The organism is Stappia sp. P2PMeth1 (assembly GCF_900185735.1).
Lineage (GTDB): Bacteria > Pseudomonadota > Alphaproteobacteria > Rhizobiales > Stappiaceae > Stappia.
On the sequence record NZ_FYAW01000019.1, the window covers coordinates 393,236 to 409,474 of the forward strand.

Annotated in this window: 13 protein-coding genes; all 13 read right to left on the minus strand. The window is 68.3% G+C overall.

The window, feature by feature from the left end:
• Positions 1-114: 114 nt before the first annotated feature.
• The gene (pnp, locus tag P2PM1_RS12810) at positions 115-2,232 is read right to left on the minus strand and encodes a polyribonucleotide nucleotidyltransferase (RefSeq protein ID WP_186399290.1); all 2,118 of its coding nucleotides are present in this window, start codon (positions 2,230-2,232) and stop codon (positions 115-117) included.
• Between the two features lie 262 nt (positions 2,233-2,494).
• Positions 2,495-2,764: a 30S ribosomal protein S15 gene (gene rpsO / locus P2PM1_RS12815; RefSeq protein ID WP_186388582.1), complete on the minus strand. Its 270-nt coding sequence runs from the start codon at positions 2,762-2,764 to the stop codon at positions 2,495-2,497.
• A gap of 3 nt (positions 2,765-2,767) precedes the next feature.
• Positions 2,768-3,742: a tRNA pseudouridine(55) synthase TruB gene (gene truB, locus P2PM1_RS12820; RefSeq protein ID WP_186399291.1), complete on the minus strand. Its 975-nt coding sequence runs from the start codon at positions 3,740-3,742 to the stop codon at positions 2,768-2,770.
• Positions 3,743-3,746: 4 nt separating this feature from the next.
• Positions 3,747-4,211: a 30S ribosome-binding factor RbfA gene (gene rbfA / locus P2PM1_RS12825; protein WP_186399292.1), complete on the minus strand. Its 465-nt coding sequence runs from the start codon at positions 4,209-4,211 to the stop codon at positions 3,747-3,749.
• Between the two features lie 201 nt (positions 4,212-4,412).
• On the minus strand, positions 4,413-7,088 hold the full coding sequence (gene infB / locus P2PM1_RS12830; RefSeq protein ID WP_186399293.1) for a translation initiation factor IF-2: 2,676 nt from the start codon (positions 7,086-7,088) through the stop codon (positions 4,413-4,415).
• Positions 7,089-7,095: 7 nt separating this feature from the next.
• The gene (locus P2PM1_RS12835; RefSeq protein WP_186388578.1) at positions 7,096-7,776 is read right to left on the minus strand and encodes an RNA-binding protein; all 681 of its coding nucleotides are present in this window, start codon (positions 7,774-7,776) and stop codon (positions 7,096-7,098) included.
• 56 nt (positions 7,777-7,832) lie between these two features.
• Positions 7,833-9,500 carry a transcription termination factor NusA gene (gene nusA / locus P2PM1_RS12840; RefSeq protein WP_186399294.1) on the minus strand — a complete coding sequence of 556 codons (1,668 nt, stop codon included), beginning with the start codon at positions 9,498-9,500 and terminating at the stop codon, positions 7,833-7,835.
• Positions 9,501-9,598: 98 nt separating this feature from the next.
• Complete coding sequence (gene rimP / locus P2PM1_RS12845; RefSeq protein ID WP_186388576.1) at positions 9,599-10,177, minus strand: ribosome maturation factor RimP; 579 nt, start codon at positions 10,175-10,177, stop codon at positions 9,599-9,601.
• A gap of 178 nt (positions 10,178-10,355) precedes the next feature.
• Positions 10,356-11,042 (minus strand): tRNA (guanosine(46)-N(7))-methyltransferase TrmB, encoded by a 687-nt coding sequence (locus tag P2PM1_RS12850; protein WP_186399295.1) that lies wholly within the window; start codon positions 11,040-11,042, stop codon positions 10,356-10,358.
• Between the two features lie 115 nt (positions 11,043-11,157).
• Positions 11,158-12,330, minus strand: a complete 1,173-nt coding sequence (gene metK / locus P2PM1_RS12855; RefSeq protein WP_186388574.1) for a methionine adenosyltransferase — start codon at positions 12,328-12,330, stop codon at positions 11,158-11,160.
• A gap of 448 nt (positions 12,331-12,778) precedes the next feature.
• On the minus strand, positions 12,779-13,186 hold the full coding sequence (locus tag P2PM1_RS12860) for a helix-turn-helix domain-containing protein (protein ID WP_067223230.1): 408 nt from the start codon (positions 13,184-13,186) through the stop codon (positions 12,779-12,781).
• Positions 13,187-13,393: 207 nt separating this feature from the next.
• A complete protein-coding gene (gene lnt / locus P2PM1_RS12865; protein ID WP_208985264.1) occupies positions 13,394-14,989 on the minus strand; it encodes an apolipoprotein N-acyltransferase in 1,596 nt (531 codons plus the stop codon).
• 133 nt (positions 14,990-15,122) lie between these two features.
• Positions 15,123-16,223 carry a hemolysin family protein gene (locus tag P2PM1_RS12870; protein ID WP_186399296.1) on the minus strand — a complete coding sequence of 367 codons (1,101 nt, stop codon included), beginning with the start codon at positions 16,221-16,223 and terminating at the stop codon, positions 15,123-15,125.
• Between the last annotated feature and the right edge of the window lie 16 nt (positions 16,224-16,239).

Sequence of the window (16,239 nt, forward strand, 5' to 3'; positions counted from 1 at the left end):
AGCAAAACAAAACCCGCCGAAACCGGCGGGTCTGTCAGAGAGCGGTGGGCCGGACGCGAGGTCCGGCCCGTATCGCTTTGTCGTGGAGACGGGCCGGGGCCCGCCCGCGAAGGCTCAGTCCTCCGCGGCGAGCTCCTTGCCGGTCTCCTGGTCGACGACCTTCATCGACAGGCGGACCTTGCCGCGCTCGTCGAAGCCCATCAGCTTGACCCAGACCTTGTCGCCTTCCTTGACCACGTCGGTGGTCTTGGCGACCTTCTGCGGGGCAAGCTGCGAGATGTGGACGAGGCCGTCCTTGGCGCCGAAGAAGTTGACGAAGGCGCCGAAGTCGACGGTCTTGACGACGCGGCCCTCGTAGATCATGCCGACTTCCGGCTCGGCGGCGATGGAGTTGATCCAGTTGATCGCCGCCTTGATCGCCTTGCCGTCGGCCGAGGCGACCTTGACGGTGCCGTCGTCCTCGATGTTGACCTTGGCGCCGGTCTTCTCGACGATCTCGCGGATGACCTTGCCGCCGGAGCCGATGACTTCACGGATCTTGTCGACCGGGATCTTCAGCACCTCGATGCGCGGGGCATGCTCGCCGAGCTCGGCGCGGGCCTCGGACAGGGCCTGCGACATCTCGCCGAGGATGTGGATGCGGCCGTCGCGCGCCTGGCCGAGCGCGACACGCATGATCTCCTCGGTGATGCCGTCGATCTTGATGTCCATCTGCAGCGAGGTGATGCCGTTGGTGGTGCCGGCCACCTTGAAGTCCATGTCGCCGAGGTGATCCTCATCGCCGAGAATGTCGGAGAGCACCGCGAAGCGGTCGCCTTCCTTGATCAAGCCCATGGCGATGCCGGCCACCGGCGCCTTCAGCGGCACGCCGGCATCCATCAGGGCCAGCGAGGTGCCGCAGACGGTCGCCATCGACGAGGAGCCGTTGGACTCGGTGACCTCGGACACGACGCGCAGCGTGTAGGGGAACTCGTGATGCGCCGGCAGGAGCGGGCGCACGGCGCGCCAGGCGAGCTTGCCATGGCCGATCTCGCGGCGGCCGGGCGAACCCATGCGGCCGGTCTCGCCGACCGAGTAGGGCGGGAAGTTGTAATGCAGCATGAAGGCGGACTTGTAGGTCCCCTCCAGCGCGTCGACGAACTGCTCGTCGTCGTTGGTGCCGAGCGTCGCGACGACGAGCGCCTGGGTCTCGCCGCGGGTGAACAGGGCCGAGCCATGGGTGCGCGGCAGGATGCCGGCCTCCGAGACGATCGGGCGGACCGTCTTCAGGTCGCGGCCGTCGATGCGCTCGCCCTTGTCGAGGATGGCGCCGCGGACGATCTCCGCTTCCAGATCCTTGAACAGGCCGCCGATGACGACCTTGTCGATGCCGGTATCACCGGCCTCGGCGGCCAGCGTCTCGACCGTCTTGGCCTTGGCGGCGTCGATGGCGTTGCGGCGCTCGGTCTTCTCGCGGATGGCATAGGCGGCCGTCAGGTCGCCGGCCGCCAGCTCCTTGATGCGGGCGGCAAGCGCCGAGTGATCCGGCAGGTTGAGATCGCGCGGCTCGCGGGCAGCGGTCTCGGCCAGCTTGATGATCGCGTCGATCACCGGCTGGAAGCCCTTGAAGCCGAACATCACGGCCTTCAGCATGTCGTCCTCGGAGAGCTCCTTGGCCTCCGATTCCACCATCAGAACCGCCTCGCCGGTGCCGGCGACGATCAGGTCGAGGGCGGATTCCGGCATGTCGTCGATCAGCGGATTGAGCACGAACTCGCCGTTGATCATGCCGACGCGGGCGCCGCCGATCGGGCCCATGAAGGGAACGCCGGAGATCGTCAGCGCGGCCGACGCGGCGACCATCGCCAGAATGTCCGGCGCGTTCTCCATGTCATGCGACAGGACGGTGGCGATCACCTGGGTGTCGCACTTGAAGCCGTCGACGAAGAGCGGGCGGATCGGCCGGTCGATCAGGCGCGAGGTCAGCGTCTCGTGCTCGGACGGACGGCCCTCGCGCTTGAAGAAGCCGCCCGGGATCTTGCCGGCGGCGAAGGCCTTTTCCTGGTAGTTCACGGTCAGCGGGAAGAAGTCCTGGCCGGGCTTCGGCTCCTTGGCGGCGACCACGGTGGCCAGCACCTTGGTCTCGCCATAGGTGGCGAGCACGGCGCCGTCGGCCTGGCGGGCGATCTTGCCCGTCTCCAGCACCAGCGGGCGTCCGCCCCAATCGACTTCCACGCGATGAATATCGAACATGTTGTTATCCTATTTCGGTCACCCGGCCCGCATCCATATGCGGCCCGGGCTGCTCCCATGGGCAGGCGGAGACGGCATCGTGCCGGCTGCGCCATTCAAGCGACGCGCCATGGGCAAGACAGCAGGAGGCTCGTGCCCGCCCGGCGCGATGCCGGTGCGTTCAAGCCGCCTGCTATCCTGCCCCATGACCGTCTTTCGCCGCCAGTCCGGCGGCAGATGCGCGAACGCGGCGCCCTTGCGGACGCCGCGTTGCCCGTACCGGTTAACGGCGCAGGCCGAGACGCTTGATCAGGTCCTGATAGCGGCCCTCGTCGGTCTTCTTCAGGTAGTCGAGAAGCGACCGGCGCTGGCTCACCATCTTCAGCAGGCCGCGGCGGGAATGGTTGTCCTTGCCATGGCTCTTGAAGTGTTCGGTCAGGTTGGCGATCCGCTCGGAAAGAATGGCGACCTGCACGTCGGCAGAGCCCGTATCCCCGTCCTTGATCGCGTATTCCTTGATCAGTTCCGCCTTGCGTTCAGCGGTAATCGACATCGGTCATGTCCTTTCAACGATGTCCGCCCCGGACGTGTCCGGAGCGAGATTGAACACGCGCCGCGGCAAGAGTTCCCCGCGCTCGATCTCGCCGATCGCCACCAGTTCTCCCTGAGTGGTCACTGACACGAGGCCCGAAAACGCCGGGGCATCCCGCCCGCGCAGCAAAACGCCCTGCCCCCGTCGGAGGCGGGCGGCATCCTGCCGGCTGACGGCCAGCGCCGGGATGTCGTCCAGCGCGGTCTCTACAGGCAGAATGAAATCGGCATGGGCCTCGGTCAGGCCCATGCCGGGCGCACATTGCCCCAACTCCTCCAGAGTTTCCAGCGGAATCATGTCCTCCTCGTCGAAAGGACCGACGACAAGGCGCCGCAAGGCGCTGACATGACCGCAGGTGCCGAGCCGCTCCGCGATGTCGCGGGCGAGCGCGCGCACATAGGTGCCCTTGCCGCATTCCGCCTCGAACACCGCGTGGTCGCGGTCGGGGCAGTCGACAAGGTCGAGCCGGTGGATGTCGATCTCGCGCGCCGCAAGCTCGACCTCCTCGCCGCCGCGGGCAAGGTCATAGGCGCGCGCGCCGTCCACCTTGATCGCCGAATATTTCGGCGGAACCTGGAGGATCGTGCCGGTGAACTCCGCCAGCACCGCGGCGATCTCGGCCGCAGCCGGGCGCGCGTCGCTGGTCGCGACGACCGGCCCTTCGGTGTCGTCGGTCTCCGTCGCCTCGCCCCAGCGGACGGTGAAGCGGTAGACCTTGCGCCCGTCCATGGCGAAGGACACGGTCTTGGTCGCCTCGCCGAAGGCCACCGGCAGCAGGCCGGAGGCGAGCGGGTCGAGCGTGCCGGCATGGCCGACCTTCTCCGGGTGGAGGATCTTCTTCAGCCGCGTCAACGCCTCGTTGGAGGTGATGCCGACCGGCTTGTCGAGCACCAGCCAACCGTCGATGCGGTTGCGGGCCGCCTTCCTGCGTCGTGCCATGCGCCTAGCGTCCACCCTGATCGGGGGCGTCGTCGGGGGCGTCGTCGGAAGCCTCGTCCGTCTCGTCCGCCTCGTCCTCGGCAAGGTCGCGGCGCACCTCGTCGCGGGACAGCAGCGCATTGATGCGGTCGTCGTCGTCGAAGCGGGTGTCGAGGACGAAGCGCAGGTCGGGCAGGAATTTCATGGTCAGCCGGCGCGCCAGATCGCGGCGGATGATGCGGGCGCTGCGGTTGAGCGCCTCGATGACACGCTCGGCATCACGGCCGCCGAGCGGCATCACCAGGCAGTTGGCGAGCCGCAGGTCCGGCGTCATGCGCACCTCCGGCACGGAGATGATGGTGCCGTCGAGGGCCGGATCGGCCAGCGTGCCGCGCGCCAGGATGTCGGAGACTTCCTTGCGCACCAGTTCGCCGACGCGAAGCTGCCGCTGCGACGGCATTCCCGCGGAATGTCTGTTGTTCGAGGCCATGGAGCCGGTCCACTTCTTTGCGGATCGTCAGGAACCCGGGATCACCTGGCAAACTGGGATCTCTTGGTAACCTGGGATCTCTCGGGAGCCCGGAAATGTCGGGAGCAAAGACGGCGGCTTCCCCGCACGCCCCCCGATCCGGGCCAAACGGCAAACGCCGGCGGGACGATCCCGCCGGCGAGCACTGCGCGGCCGCGCCCCTTAAAGGGTGCGGGCGACTTCCTCCACCCGGTAGCACTCGATGACGTCGCCCGGGCGCATATCCTGGTAGTTCTCGAAGTTCATGCCGCATTCCTGGCCGGACTGGACTTCCTTGACCTCGTCCTTGAAGCGCTTCAGCGTGCCGAGCTTGCCCTCGTGGATCACCACGTTCTCGCGGATCAGGCGCACCTGGGCGCCGCGCTCGACGATGCCTTCCGTGACGAGGCAACCGGCCACCTTGCCGACCTTGGTGATGTTGAAGATCTCGAGGATCTCCGCATTGCCGAGGAAGGTCTCGCGGCGCTCCGGCGACAGCAGGCCCGACATCGCCGCCTTCACGTCATCCACCAGGTTGTAGATGATGTTGTAGTAGCGGATCTCGATGCCTTCCCGCTCGGCCGCGTCGCGCGCCTGCTTGTTGGCGCGGACGTTGAAGCCGATGATCGGCGCGTTGGAGGCGGCCGCCAGCGTCACGTCGCTTTCGGTGATGCCGCCGACGCCGGCATGCAGGATGCGCGCCTTGACCTCGTCGGTGCCGAGCTGGTCCAGCGCACCGGCGATCGCCTCGACGGAGCCCTGCACGTCGCCCTTGATGACCAGCGGGAACTCCTTGTGGCCGCTCTGCTGCAGACGGTTCATCATCTGCTCGAGCGAACCACGGGCACCGCTGGCGAGGACCGAGGCCTTGTCGCGCTTCTGGCGCTGGCGGTAGTCGACGATCTCGCGGGCGCGGGCCTCGTTCTCGACGACGGCGACCATGTCGCCGGCATCCGGCGTGCCGTTGAAGCCGAGGACCTCGACCGGCTTGGAGGGCGGCGCCTCCTTCACCTGCTGGCTGTTCTCGTCGAGCATGGCGCGCACGCGGCCCCACTCGGAGCCGGCCACCACGATGTCGCCGACCTTCAGCGTGCCCTTCTGCACCAGGACCGTCGCCACCGGACCACGGCCCTTGTCGAGCTGCGCCTCGATGACGATGCCCTCGGCGGTGCGGTGCGGGTTGGCCTTCAGTTCCAGAACCTCGGCCTGCAGCAGGATCATCTCCAGCAGCTTGTCGAGATTGGTGCCCTTCAGCGCCGAGACCTCGACATCGATGACGTCGCCGCCCATCGACTCCACCACGATGTCCTCGCGCAAGAGGTCGGTGCGCACGCGGCTCGGATCGGCCGACGGCTTGTCCATCTTGTTGATCGCGACGATGATCGGCACGCCGGCCGCCTTGGCATGGGCGATGGCTTCCTTCGTCTGCGGCATGACGCCGTCATCGGCGGCCACCACCAGGATGACGATGTCCGTGGCCTTGGCGCCACGGGCCCGCATCTGGGTGAAGGCGGCGTGGCCCGGCGTGTCGATGAAGGTGATCTTGTTGCCGCCCTGCTCGACCTGATAGGCGCCGATATGCTGGGTGATGCCACCGGCCTCGCCCTGCACCACGTTGGAGCGGCGCAGCGCATCGAGCAGCGACGTCTTGCCGTGGTCGACATGGCCCATGATCGTGACGACCGGCGGACGCGACTCCATCGTGTCGTCCGCGTCGGGAGCGGAGAACAGGCCCTCCTCGACATCGGCTTCCGAGACGCGCTTGACCGAATGCCCCATCTCCGAGGCGATCAGTTCCGCCGTGTCGGCGTCGATCACATCGTTGATCTTGAGCATCTGCCCCTGCTTCATCAGCAGCTTGATCACGTCGACGGCCCGCTCGGCCATGCGGTTGGCGAGTTCCTGGATGGTGATCGCCTCGGGCAGAACCACCTCGCGGGAGATCTTCTCGCGCACCACCTGCTGGCCGGCCCGCTTCTCCTTCTCGCGGCGGCGACGCAGCGAGGCGAGCGAACGGCTGCGCCCCTCGTCATCGCCGGTGGCGGAGGAGATGGTCAGCTTGGACCGGCGACGGTCGTCGGCGCCGGGGGTCTTGGCCGGGGCGCGTACCGGCGCAACCTTGGCGCGCTTGACGGCCTTCACGCCGCCCTTGCGGCTGTCCTCGTCGTCTCCCTCGGCCCGGCGGGCCGGGGCGGCGGGAGCCGCGGCGGCCGGCTTGCGCGCGGCCTCGTCACGGGCGGCCGGAGCCGGCGCGTCAGCCGACACCTCGCCGACTGCGGCAGAGATCGCGTCGGCCGCGTCCGAGGCCGAAACCTTCTCGCGGCCGTCGTCGCTCTTCTTGCGCTCGGCCTCCTCGGCGGCACGACGGGCGGCCTCCTCGGCCTCCTGCCTGGCCCGCTCGGCTTCCTCGACCTTGCGGCGTTCTTCCTCGATGGCGCGCAGGCGCTCTTCTTCCTCGCGCCGCTTGCGGTCTTCGGCGTCGCGGCGCTGCGCCTCGATCAGGGCCTGCTGCCGGGCAGCCGCCTCGTCTTCGGTCAGAGTGCGCAGGATGTTGCCACCACGCGGCCGCTGCTGCCCGGACGTCTCCGACCGGCGCGAGGGCGTCGCCGGCTCGATATCGGGCCGGCGCTGGGGGGGCGGCGCCACGCTGCGCGGTGCCGCCTCGGCCTCGGCCTCCGGCTTGCCGCCTTCGCCCGGCAGGACGACCCGGCGCTTCTTCTTCTCCACCACGACCGCCTTGGTGCGGCCATGGGAGAAGCTCTGACGAACAGTGCCCTGCTCGACGCCGGGCCGCTTCAGGCCCAGTGTCTTGCGCTCCATGCTGATCGTCTTGTCGCCGGGGTTCTTCGTTTCGCTCATATCGCCTTCAGTCCTGGATCACCGCATCGCCCGCACCGTCATTCGAAACCGGATCGTCGAGCGTTCCGGCAACCGGGGTCCTGTCGGATTCGGTACGGAAACGCTCCAGTTCCTCAACCCGGACGAGAGCGTTCTCGCCTGCCCGGCCTGCAAGCAGTGCAGCATGTATCACATTTGACCGACCCAATGCCAAATCCAATTGAGCCGATGTAAAACAGCCGATGATCCGGCAACCGCCGGTATCGGCAAATCGCGCCCGCGCGATTGCCGCGAGCTTTCTGGCCCCGTCGTCGCCGCCGTCGCGCGCCTGGACGAGTCCGATGATATCCTGCCCGCGCACCGCCGCCTCCACCTTGGCGAAGCCGCTGACGACCTCGCCCGCCTTTCGGGCCAGAGACAGCGCGTTCAGCGCGGACCGCTCAAGAAGGGCCTCGACCTGGTCGGCGAGGTCGCCCTCCACCCGCACGGTCCCATCCTTGAGCGCGCGGGCAAACACCTTCTTCTTCTGGGCCTCGGCGACCGACCGGCGGCTCGCCGTGATCCAGACGCCCCGGCCCGGCAGTCGGCGCCGCAGGTCGGGGACGATAGCGCCGTCCGGGCCCGCGACGAAACGGATCAGGTCCTCCACCGGCCGCACCGCGCGGGTCAACGCGCAGCTTCGTTCCAATGGCTCGTTTCGTTTCGGCACCCGTCTTGCTCCGCCGGTCGTTCGACCCTAACCCAACCGGGTCGGGCCCAGCCGGATCAAACCTCGTGCACCACACCGCTTGCGGCGATGCCCGCCTCGTTCTCGTCCGCCCCGTTCTCGTCCGTCTCGCCCTCGTCCGCCTCGTCCCCGGCCGGCTCCTCGTCGGACGCCAGGTCCGCCTCGGTGATCCAGCCCGCCTCGAGGCGCGCGGACATGATCATCTCCTCGGCCTCGGCGCGGCTGAGATCGAACCCGCTCAGCGCGCCCTCGTGGCGGGTGACAGTGCCGCTCGCGCGCTCGCTCCAGCCGACGAGATCGTCGGTGGCGCAGCCGGCGAGATCCTCGACGGACTTCACCCCATCCTTGCCGAGCGCGACCAGCATGGCCGTGGTCAGACCGGAAATGCTCCTGAGATCGTCGGAAACGCCGAGTTCACGGCGCTCCTCGTCGAGCTTCGCCTCAATCTCGTCGAGATATTCGCGGGCACGTGCCTGAATCTCGTCGGCGGTCTCCTCGTCGAAGCCCTCGATCGTGGCAATCTCTTCGCGCTCGACATACGCCACTTCTTCCACGGAGGCAAATCCTTCGGACGCCAGAAGCTGGCCGACGACCTCGTCGACGTTCAGCGCCTCCATGAAGAGCTGGGTGCGATCGGTGAATTCCTTCTGGCGGCGCTCCGACTCGTCATGCTCCGTCATGATGTCGATCGCCCAGCCGGTCAGTTGCGAGGCGAGGCGGACATTCTGGCCGCGGCGGCCGATCGCCAGCGAGAGCTGCTCGTCCGGCACCACCACCTCGATGCGCTCGGCATCCTCGTCGAGCACCACCTTGCTCACCTCGGCCGGCTGCAGCGCGTTGACGATGAAGGTCGCGTGATCCGGGTTCCACGGGATGATGTCGATCTTCTCGCCCTGCAGCTCGCCGACCACCGCCTGGACGCGGCTGCCGCGCATGCCGACGCAGGCACCGACCGGATCGATGGAGCTGTCCTTGGAGATGACGGCGATCTTGGCGCGCGAGCCCGGATCGCGGGCCACCGCCCGGATCTCGATGACGCCGTCGTAGATCTCCGGCACTTCCTGGGCGAAGAGCTTGGCCATGAACTGCGGATGGGTGCGCGACAGGAAGATCTGCGGGCCGCGCTGCTCGCGGCGCACGTCGTAGACATAGGCGCGGATGCGGTCGCCGTTGCGGAACAGCTCGCGCGGGATCAGTTCGTCGCGGCGCACGATGGCCTCGCCGCGGCCGAGGTCGACGATGACATTGCCGTATTCGACCCGCTTGACGACGCCGTTGACGATCTCGCCGATGCGGTCCTTGAACTCGTCATACTGGCGGTCGCGCTCGGCCTCGCGCACCTTCTGCACGATCACCTGCTTGGCCGACTGGGCGGCGATGCGGCCGAAGTCGAGCGGCGGCAGCGGTTCGGCGATATAGTCGCCGAGGCGCGCCATCGGGTTGCGGCGCAGCGCCTCCTCAAGGTCGATCTCCGTCGAGGTGTTCTCGACGCTCTCGACCACCAGCAGCAGGCGCTGCAGCTTGATCTCGCCGGTGCGCGGATTGATCTCGGCACGCACCTCGGTCTCGGAGCCGTAGCGCGAGCGCGCCGCCTTCTGGATCGCGTCCTCCATCGCGGCGATGACGATGCCGCGGTCGATCGTCTTTTCGCGCGCGACCGCATCCGCGATCTGCAGCAGCTCCAGCCGGTTCGCACTGATTGCCATCTCAGTCCACTCCTCTCGCGCCGGTCCGTGCCGGCGCTTTCCTGTCATCTGGAAGGGCTCGGCCGCTTCCGTCGGAATTCCCGTTGCCGCCGCGCGGCTCAGCCCTCGTCCGCGCCGTTGGCGCCGGCCTTGCGCCGCGCCGCCTTGTCCGCCTTCAGCGAGGCCTCGACCAGCGCGTCGGTCAGCACCAGGCGGGCCTCGGCGATGTCGGCGAGCGTCAGGCGCACGTCCGGCTCGCCGTCGTCCGGCAGATCCTCCAGCCGCAGCACCAGTTCGCCGCCCTCGACGGCGCGGATCTCGCCGCGGAAGCGCTTGCGGCCGTCGCGCGGTACGGCCAGCTCCAGCTTGGCGAGATGCCCGCGCCAGCGCTCGAAATCGATGGCCCGCACCAGCGGCCGGTCGATGCCGGGCGAGGAGATCTCGAGATGATACTCCCGGTCGATCGGATCCTCGACATCGAGGACCGGCGTCACCGCGCGGCTCACCGCCTCGCAATCGTCGACGGTCATGGTGCCGTCGGGGCGCTCGGCCATGATCTGCAGGGTGAATCCGTTGAGGCCCGACAGCTTGACGCGCACGAGGCGGAAGCCGAGATCGACGATCGCCGGCTCGACCATGGCCGCAATGCGCGCTTCCAGTCCGTTCTCGCGAACGATCCGCGTTTCCTGATCCTGCAAAACCGTCTCCCCGGAGCCGCCGAAGGGCGACCACCAAAACAAAAAGAGCGGGTCCCCGGAAGGGCCCACTCTCATACTGCTCATGCGAGCCGATAGAGAATTGAAGTGAGTTCACTATAGCGGGCCGGCGGGCGAACGCAAGAGAATTCGCCGCATCCCTGGACCCCGCCCGCCGGTCTCAGCGCCGGCGGAACTCCAGATAGTGGCCCTTGCGGCCCTCGCGATAGGCCTTGGCCTCGTAGCGGGTGCCCGACCAGGGCTGCCACGGGGTCAGCCAGTCGGCCGCGCCTTCCGCCGTCCACTCGAAGGCGGGATGGGCGAGCAGGCGGGCCAGCGTCCAGTCGAGATAGGTGTCGATGTCGCTGGCGAAGCGGTAGAGCGCGCCGGGCTTCAGCACCCGGGCGAAGCGGTCGAGATTGACCGGGTTGACGAAGCGGCGCTTCCAGTGCCGGCGCTTCGGCCAGGGGTCGGGATAGAGCTGGTAGAGGCCGTCGAGCGAGGCGCCCGGCAGCCAGTCGAGCAGCTTGATCGCGTCGTCGCCATAGACCCGGACATTGGCGAGGCGCTCGGCCTCGATCTCCACCACCGCCTTGGCAAGGCTGGCGACGAAGGGCTCGACGCCGAGAACGCCGGTGGCGGGAAGCCGCCGTGCCTCATGCAAAAGGTGCTCGCCGCCGCCGAAGCCGATCTCCATCCACACCGCCTCGACCGGCGCCTCGAACAGGGTGCGCAGGTCCCAAGGGGCGGGATGCGACAGGTCCGGCTGCAGCCGCCGCAGCGCCGTCTCGAACACCTCCCGCCGCTGCGCGCGCAGCGGCTTGCCGACGCGGCGGCCGAAGAAGGAACCCTTGCTGTGATCGGTCATGCGTGAGGTCCGGCACTTCCCGCCCGGGCCCCGGCCGGGCGGCGGAAACGAAATCCGCCCGGCACCAGCGTGCCGGGCGGGAGGACAGGCCGCGGCCTTGCGGCCCGGCGCGATGTCAGGCGGTGGCGCTGCGCAGGTCGTGCACCAGGTCGATCTTCTCCCAGGAGAAGCCGCCATCGGCGTCCGGCTCGCGGCCGAAATGGCCATAGGCGGCGGTGCGGGCATAGATCGGCCGGTTGAGGCCGAGATGCTGGCGGATGCCGCGCGGCGTCAGGTTCATCACCTCGCGCAGGGCCTTTTCCAGCTTCGCCTCGTCGACCTTGCCGGTGCCGTGCAGGTCGACATAGACCGACAGCGGCTCGGCGACGCCGATGGCATAGGAGAGCTGGATGGTGCAGCGGTCGGCAAGATCGGCCGCGACGACGTTCTTGGCGAGATAGCGGGCCGCATAGGCGGCCGAGCGGTCGACCTTGGTCGGGTCCTTGCCCGAGAAGGCGCCGCCGCCATGGGGCGCCGCGCCGCCATAGGTGTCGACGATGATCTTGCGCCCGGTCAGGCCGGCATCGCCGTCGGGTCCGCCGATCACGAAGGCGCCGGTCGGGTTGACGTGCCAGGCGGTGTCCTTGCCGACCCAGCCGGCCGGCAGGGCGGTCAGGATATAGGGCTCGACGATGGCGCGGATGTCGTCGGAGGTCAGCTTCGCGTCGAGGTGCTGGGTCGACAGCACGATCGAGGTGACGCCGACCGGCGCGCCGTTCTCGTAGCGCACCGTCACCTGGCTCTTGGCGTCCGGCCCGAGCACCGGCTCGCGGCCGGACCGGCGGGCCTCGGCCAGCAGACGCAGGATCTTGTGCGAATAATGGATCGGCGCCGGCATCAGTTCCGGCGTCTCGCGGCAGGCATAGCCGAACATGATGCCCTGGTCGCCGGCGCCCTCGTCCTTGTTCTCCGAGGCGTCGACGCCCTGGGCGATATGGGCCGACTGGGCATGCAGATGGACGGCGATGTTGCAGGTCTCCCAGTGGAAGCCATCCTGCTCGTAGCCGATGTCGCGAATGGCGAGGCGGGCCAGATGCGCGACATATTCGTTGGTGATCGTCGCCGGGCCGCGGGTCTCGCCCGCAATCACCACGCGATTGGTGGTTGCCAGCGTTTCGCAGGCAACGCGCGCCTCCGGCATCTCGGAGAGGAAGGCGTCGACGACCGTATCCGAAATGCGGTCGCACACCTTGTCGGGATGACCTTCCGACACGGATTCGGAAGTGAAGAGATAATCTTGACGAGCCACGTTCAACCGTCCTTCTGGGAAGAATAGAAAGAAGCGGCGAGGATTCCCGCCGCCACGCACGACACATGCCAGCGAAGACGACGGCTCGTCAAGCCATGCGGCCGGCGAGCGGCCACGCGGAAATCGCAGGTCCGGGCGAGGGATGCGCCGCCGCGAGCCTGTCGCCCGGGCGCCAGGGAGGCGGCCGGGGGCTGGCGTGGGCGCGGGCGTGGGGGCGGGAGGACGCCGCGCGGGCCAGCTACGAGAGCCCGTTACGCGGGCCAGTTGCACAGGCCAGTTACGCGGGTCAGTTACGCGGGCCAGGCACACGGGCCTGATGCACGCCCCGGATGCGGCCGTGCGGGCGCAGGCACACTCATGCGCAGGGACAAGCATGCGCGGGGACAAGCATGCGCCGGGAGAGGAGGGGATCCGCCTCCGCCCCTCTCCCGTCGGATTGCGAAAAGGATCAGACCTCTTCGCCGGCGAGGGCGCGCACCAGGTCGACGACGCGGCGGCGCACCTTGGCGTCCTCGATCCGCACGAAGGCCTTGTTGAGCGACAGGCCCTCGGAGGAGGAGAGGAAGTCGACCACATAGGATGCCGGCTTGGCTTCGCCGAAGCCGCTCGCATCTTCCGGCGTGCCCGGCGCGTCCTCGAAGAAGAAGGCCACCGGCACCTTCAGGATCGTGGCGATATGCTGCAGCCGGCTGGCCCCGATACGGTTGGTGCCTTTTTCATACTTCTGAATCTGCTGAAATGTGATGCCCAAGCTTTCTCCAAGCTTTTCCTGGCTCATTCCAAGCATCATCCGGCGCAACCGCACGCGGCTGCCGACATGCACATCGATGGGGTTCGGCGCTTTCTTGCTACTCATTCTTGTCTTCTTTCTGGGTCTGTCGGTTGCTGTGACCATACTCTTCTTACCCAGCGTTTCTTTGCCCGACCCCAACATGCCTCGCCGGATACGGGCATCCGTCGAGAGAAATATCATGGCCGAACCGACGCCAGTTCGCAGGATTGCAACCCTTTCTTTGCAGCAGGTTGCAGCGGTTGTTATGATGCCGTGCCGCGACGCGACCCGTCAATCATTACGCGCATACCCTAAGTAGCGCGTTATCAGAAGGGTGCCAAGAAAAACTATCAGCAGAACTAACAATACCTTTTGCCCATATAGCGCGAAAAGCCCTGCGGGGCCCGCAGAGGGCAGGCGCGTGTCGATGATCGCGGCCGCCATCAGCGGGCGCAGTTCGACCACCCGGCCATAGGCATCGACAACCCCTGATATGCCCGTGTTGGCGGCGCGCACAACCGGCAAACCCTGCTCGACCGCCCGCATGCGTGCCTGGGCGAAATGCTGGCGGGGTCCGGGCGTGTCGCCGAACCAGGCGTCGTTGGTGACATTGAGCAGGAATCCCGGCCGGCCGTCGCGCGAGGTCGCGGCCTGCGGGAAGATCGCCTCGTAGCAGATCAGGGGCAGGAAGGACGGGCCGGCGACCGGCGCCAGGGTGCGATGGCGGAAGCCGGCGCGGAAGGTGCCGGGAAGCGCCACCAGCTTGGTCAGGCCGATCGCCTCCAGCATGTCGCCGAGCGGCAGGTATTCGCCGAAGGGCACGAGGCGCACCTTGTCATAGGCATCGCGGATCGTGCCCTCGCCATCGATGACGAAGACGGAGTTGTAGAAGATCCGGTTGCCGGCATCCTCGACGCTGGCTCGGATCGCCCCGGTGACCAGCGTGTCGCCCTCGCGCAGCAGGCCGGCGATCGCCGCCAGCGCATCGGGAGACTCGGTCAGCAGGAAGGGCGGCGCGGATTCCGGCCAGATCACCAGGCGCGGCAGGTCCGCATCCTCCTCCTCCCCCCGCCAGGGCGCGCGGCTCGCGTCCAGATAGGTGGCAAAGACGGCGGCGCGGTTGCCCGGCTCCCACTTCTCCTCCTGCGGGATCGACGGCTGCACCACCCGCAGGGCGACCGGCTCGGTCCCGGCGTCCGGCGACAGGGACAGGCGCGCGGCGCCATAGCCGGCAAGGGCGGCGAAGAGCAGCAGCGAGACCACGCCCATCCGCCGCCCGCCGCGCGTGCCGTCGGCGAAGCCGGCAAGGCCGCAGAAGATGGTCGCCACCAGCAGGCCGAGCCCATAGACCCCGACCAGGGCGGCCGGCTGCATCAGGACCGCATAGTCGCCGAAGGCATAGGCCCACAGGTTCCAGGGAAAGCCGGTCAGCACATGGCCGCGCAGCCAGTCGCCGAGCGTCAGAACCAGCGCCAGCAGCAGCAGCCGGTCCGGCCCGTCGCGCCAGGCCAGCGCCGCCAGCGCCAGCGCAAGCCCGGTGAACAGCGCAAGGCCGGCCGGCAGCAGCACGACGGCGAAAGGGATCATCCAGGCGAAGAGGTCCGCCTCGACCAGGAAGGCGCGGCCGATCCACCACAGGCCGGCCAGATGAAAGCCGAAGCCGAACCACCAGCCGATGGCGAAGCCCGGACGCAGCCGCCGGCCCCAGCGCTGCCCGTCGCAGATCGCCCCGTCGAGCAGCCAGACCAGCGCCGGCATCGACAGGGCGAGCACCGGGAACAGGCCGAAGGGCGGCATGGCGAGCGCAGCGAGCGCGCCGGCGAGGGCGGCCAGCAGCCAGCGCCGCCAGCCATGCGCGAGAAGAAAGACCTGTGCGAGGCGCAACACTGCGTCGGCTCCTGCATTGACATCGGGAATGCGCCGGTTGGGGCGAATCACCAGCCCCTCACCAGACCATTCCCGGCGCCCCGACGCCGGTCAAGGGCGGCCGCAAGCCGGAAGCGAATGCGAATTCACCCAACTAGCCCGGCCGATCCGGCCGGCGCAGCCGCCGCCGCGTCTCCGCATGGCGGGCCTCGGGACGCCGCGCCCGGATCCGCAGCCGCTTGATCCGCCGCGGATCGGCATCGAGCACCTCGAACTCGTAGCCGGGAAGCGCGCGGGCGGTGAGCAACTCGCCGCGCACCGGCACCCGGCCGACCAGGGTGAAGACCAGCCCGCCCAGCGTATCGACCTCCTCGGCGAGATCGCCGAGCTGGAAGCCGGTGCCCAGCGCCTCCTCGACCTCCTCGATCGGCACCCGCGGATCGGCCACCCAGACGCCGTCGGCGACCTTCTGGATCATCGCCTCCTCGTCCTCGTCGTGCTCGTCCTCGATGTCGCCGACGACGGTCTCGACGATGTCTTCCAGCGAGACGAGGCCTTCGGTGCCGCCATATTCGTCGATCACCAGCGCCATCTGCACCCGGTCCGCCTGCATCTTCGCCATCAGATCGGTCGCCGGCATGGACGGCGGCACGAAGAGGACGGGGCGGATCAGGTTGGCCTCCGCCAGCGGCAGGGAGAGATCGATGCGGGTCAGGTCGAAGCCCTGCGGCTCGTTGCTGACGGCGCCGGCCTCGCCGTCGCGCCGGTCTTCCGGCATGGCGTGGCCGGCGAAAAAGGCCATCAGGTCCTTGATGTGAACCATGCCGCGCGGATCATCCAACCCGTCGTGATAGACCGGCATGCGCGAATGGCCGCTCTCGCGGAACACGTCCATCAGCCGGGCGACGGAGACGCTGTCCTCGACCGCGTCGATATCGGCGCGCGGCACCATGACGTCCTCCACCCGCACCTCGCGCAGGCGCAGGATGTTGGACAGGAGGATGCGCTCTTCCGGCGTGAAGCTGGCGCTGTCGTCGGCCTCGCGGGCCAGTTCGTCCTGGAGATTCTGGCGCAGCGTGCCCGCACCGTTGCCCGGCCGGCGCAGGCCGGCCAATCGTTTCAGGGCATCGGACCACACGCTGCGCAGCGATCGCTGCGGTTCGCCGTCGGTCTGGGCGGCTTCCGCCGCCGCTCCGGCGGCCGCGCCAGGCGACGCCGGAGTGTCGGTCGTACTTCGGACCTCTGTATCGTTCATATCGGTTTCACGCCCG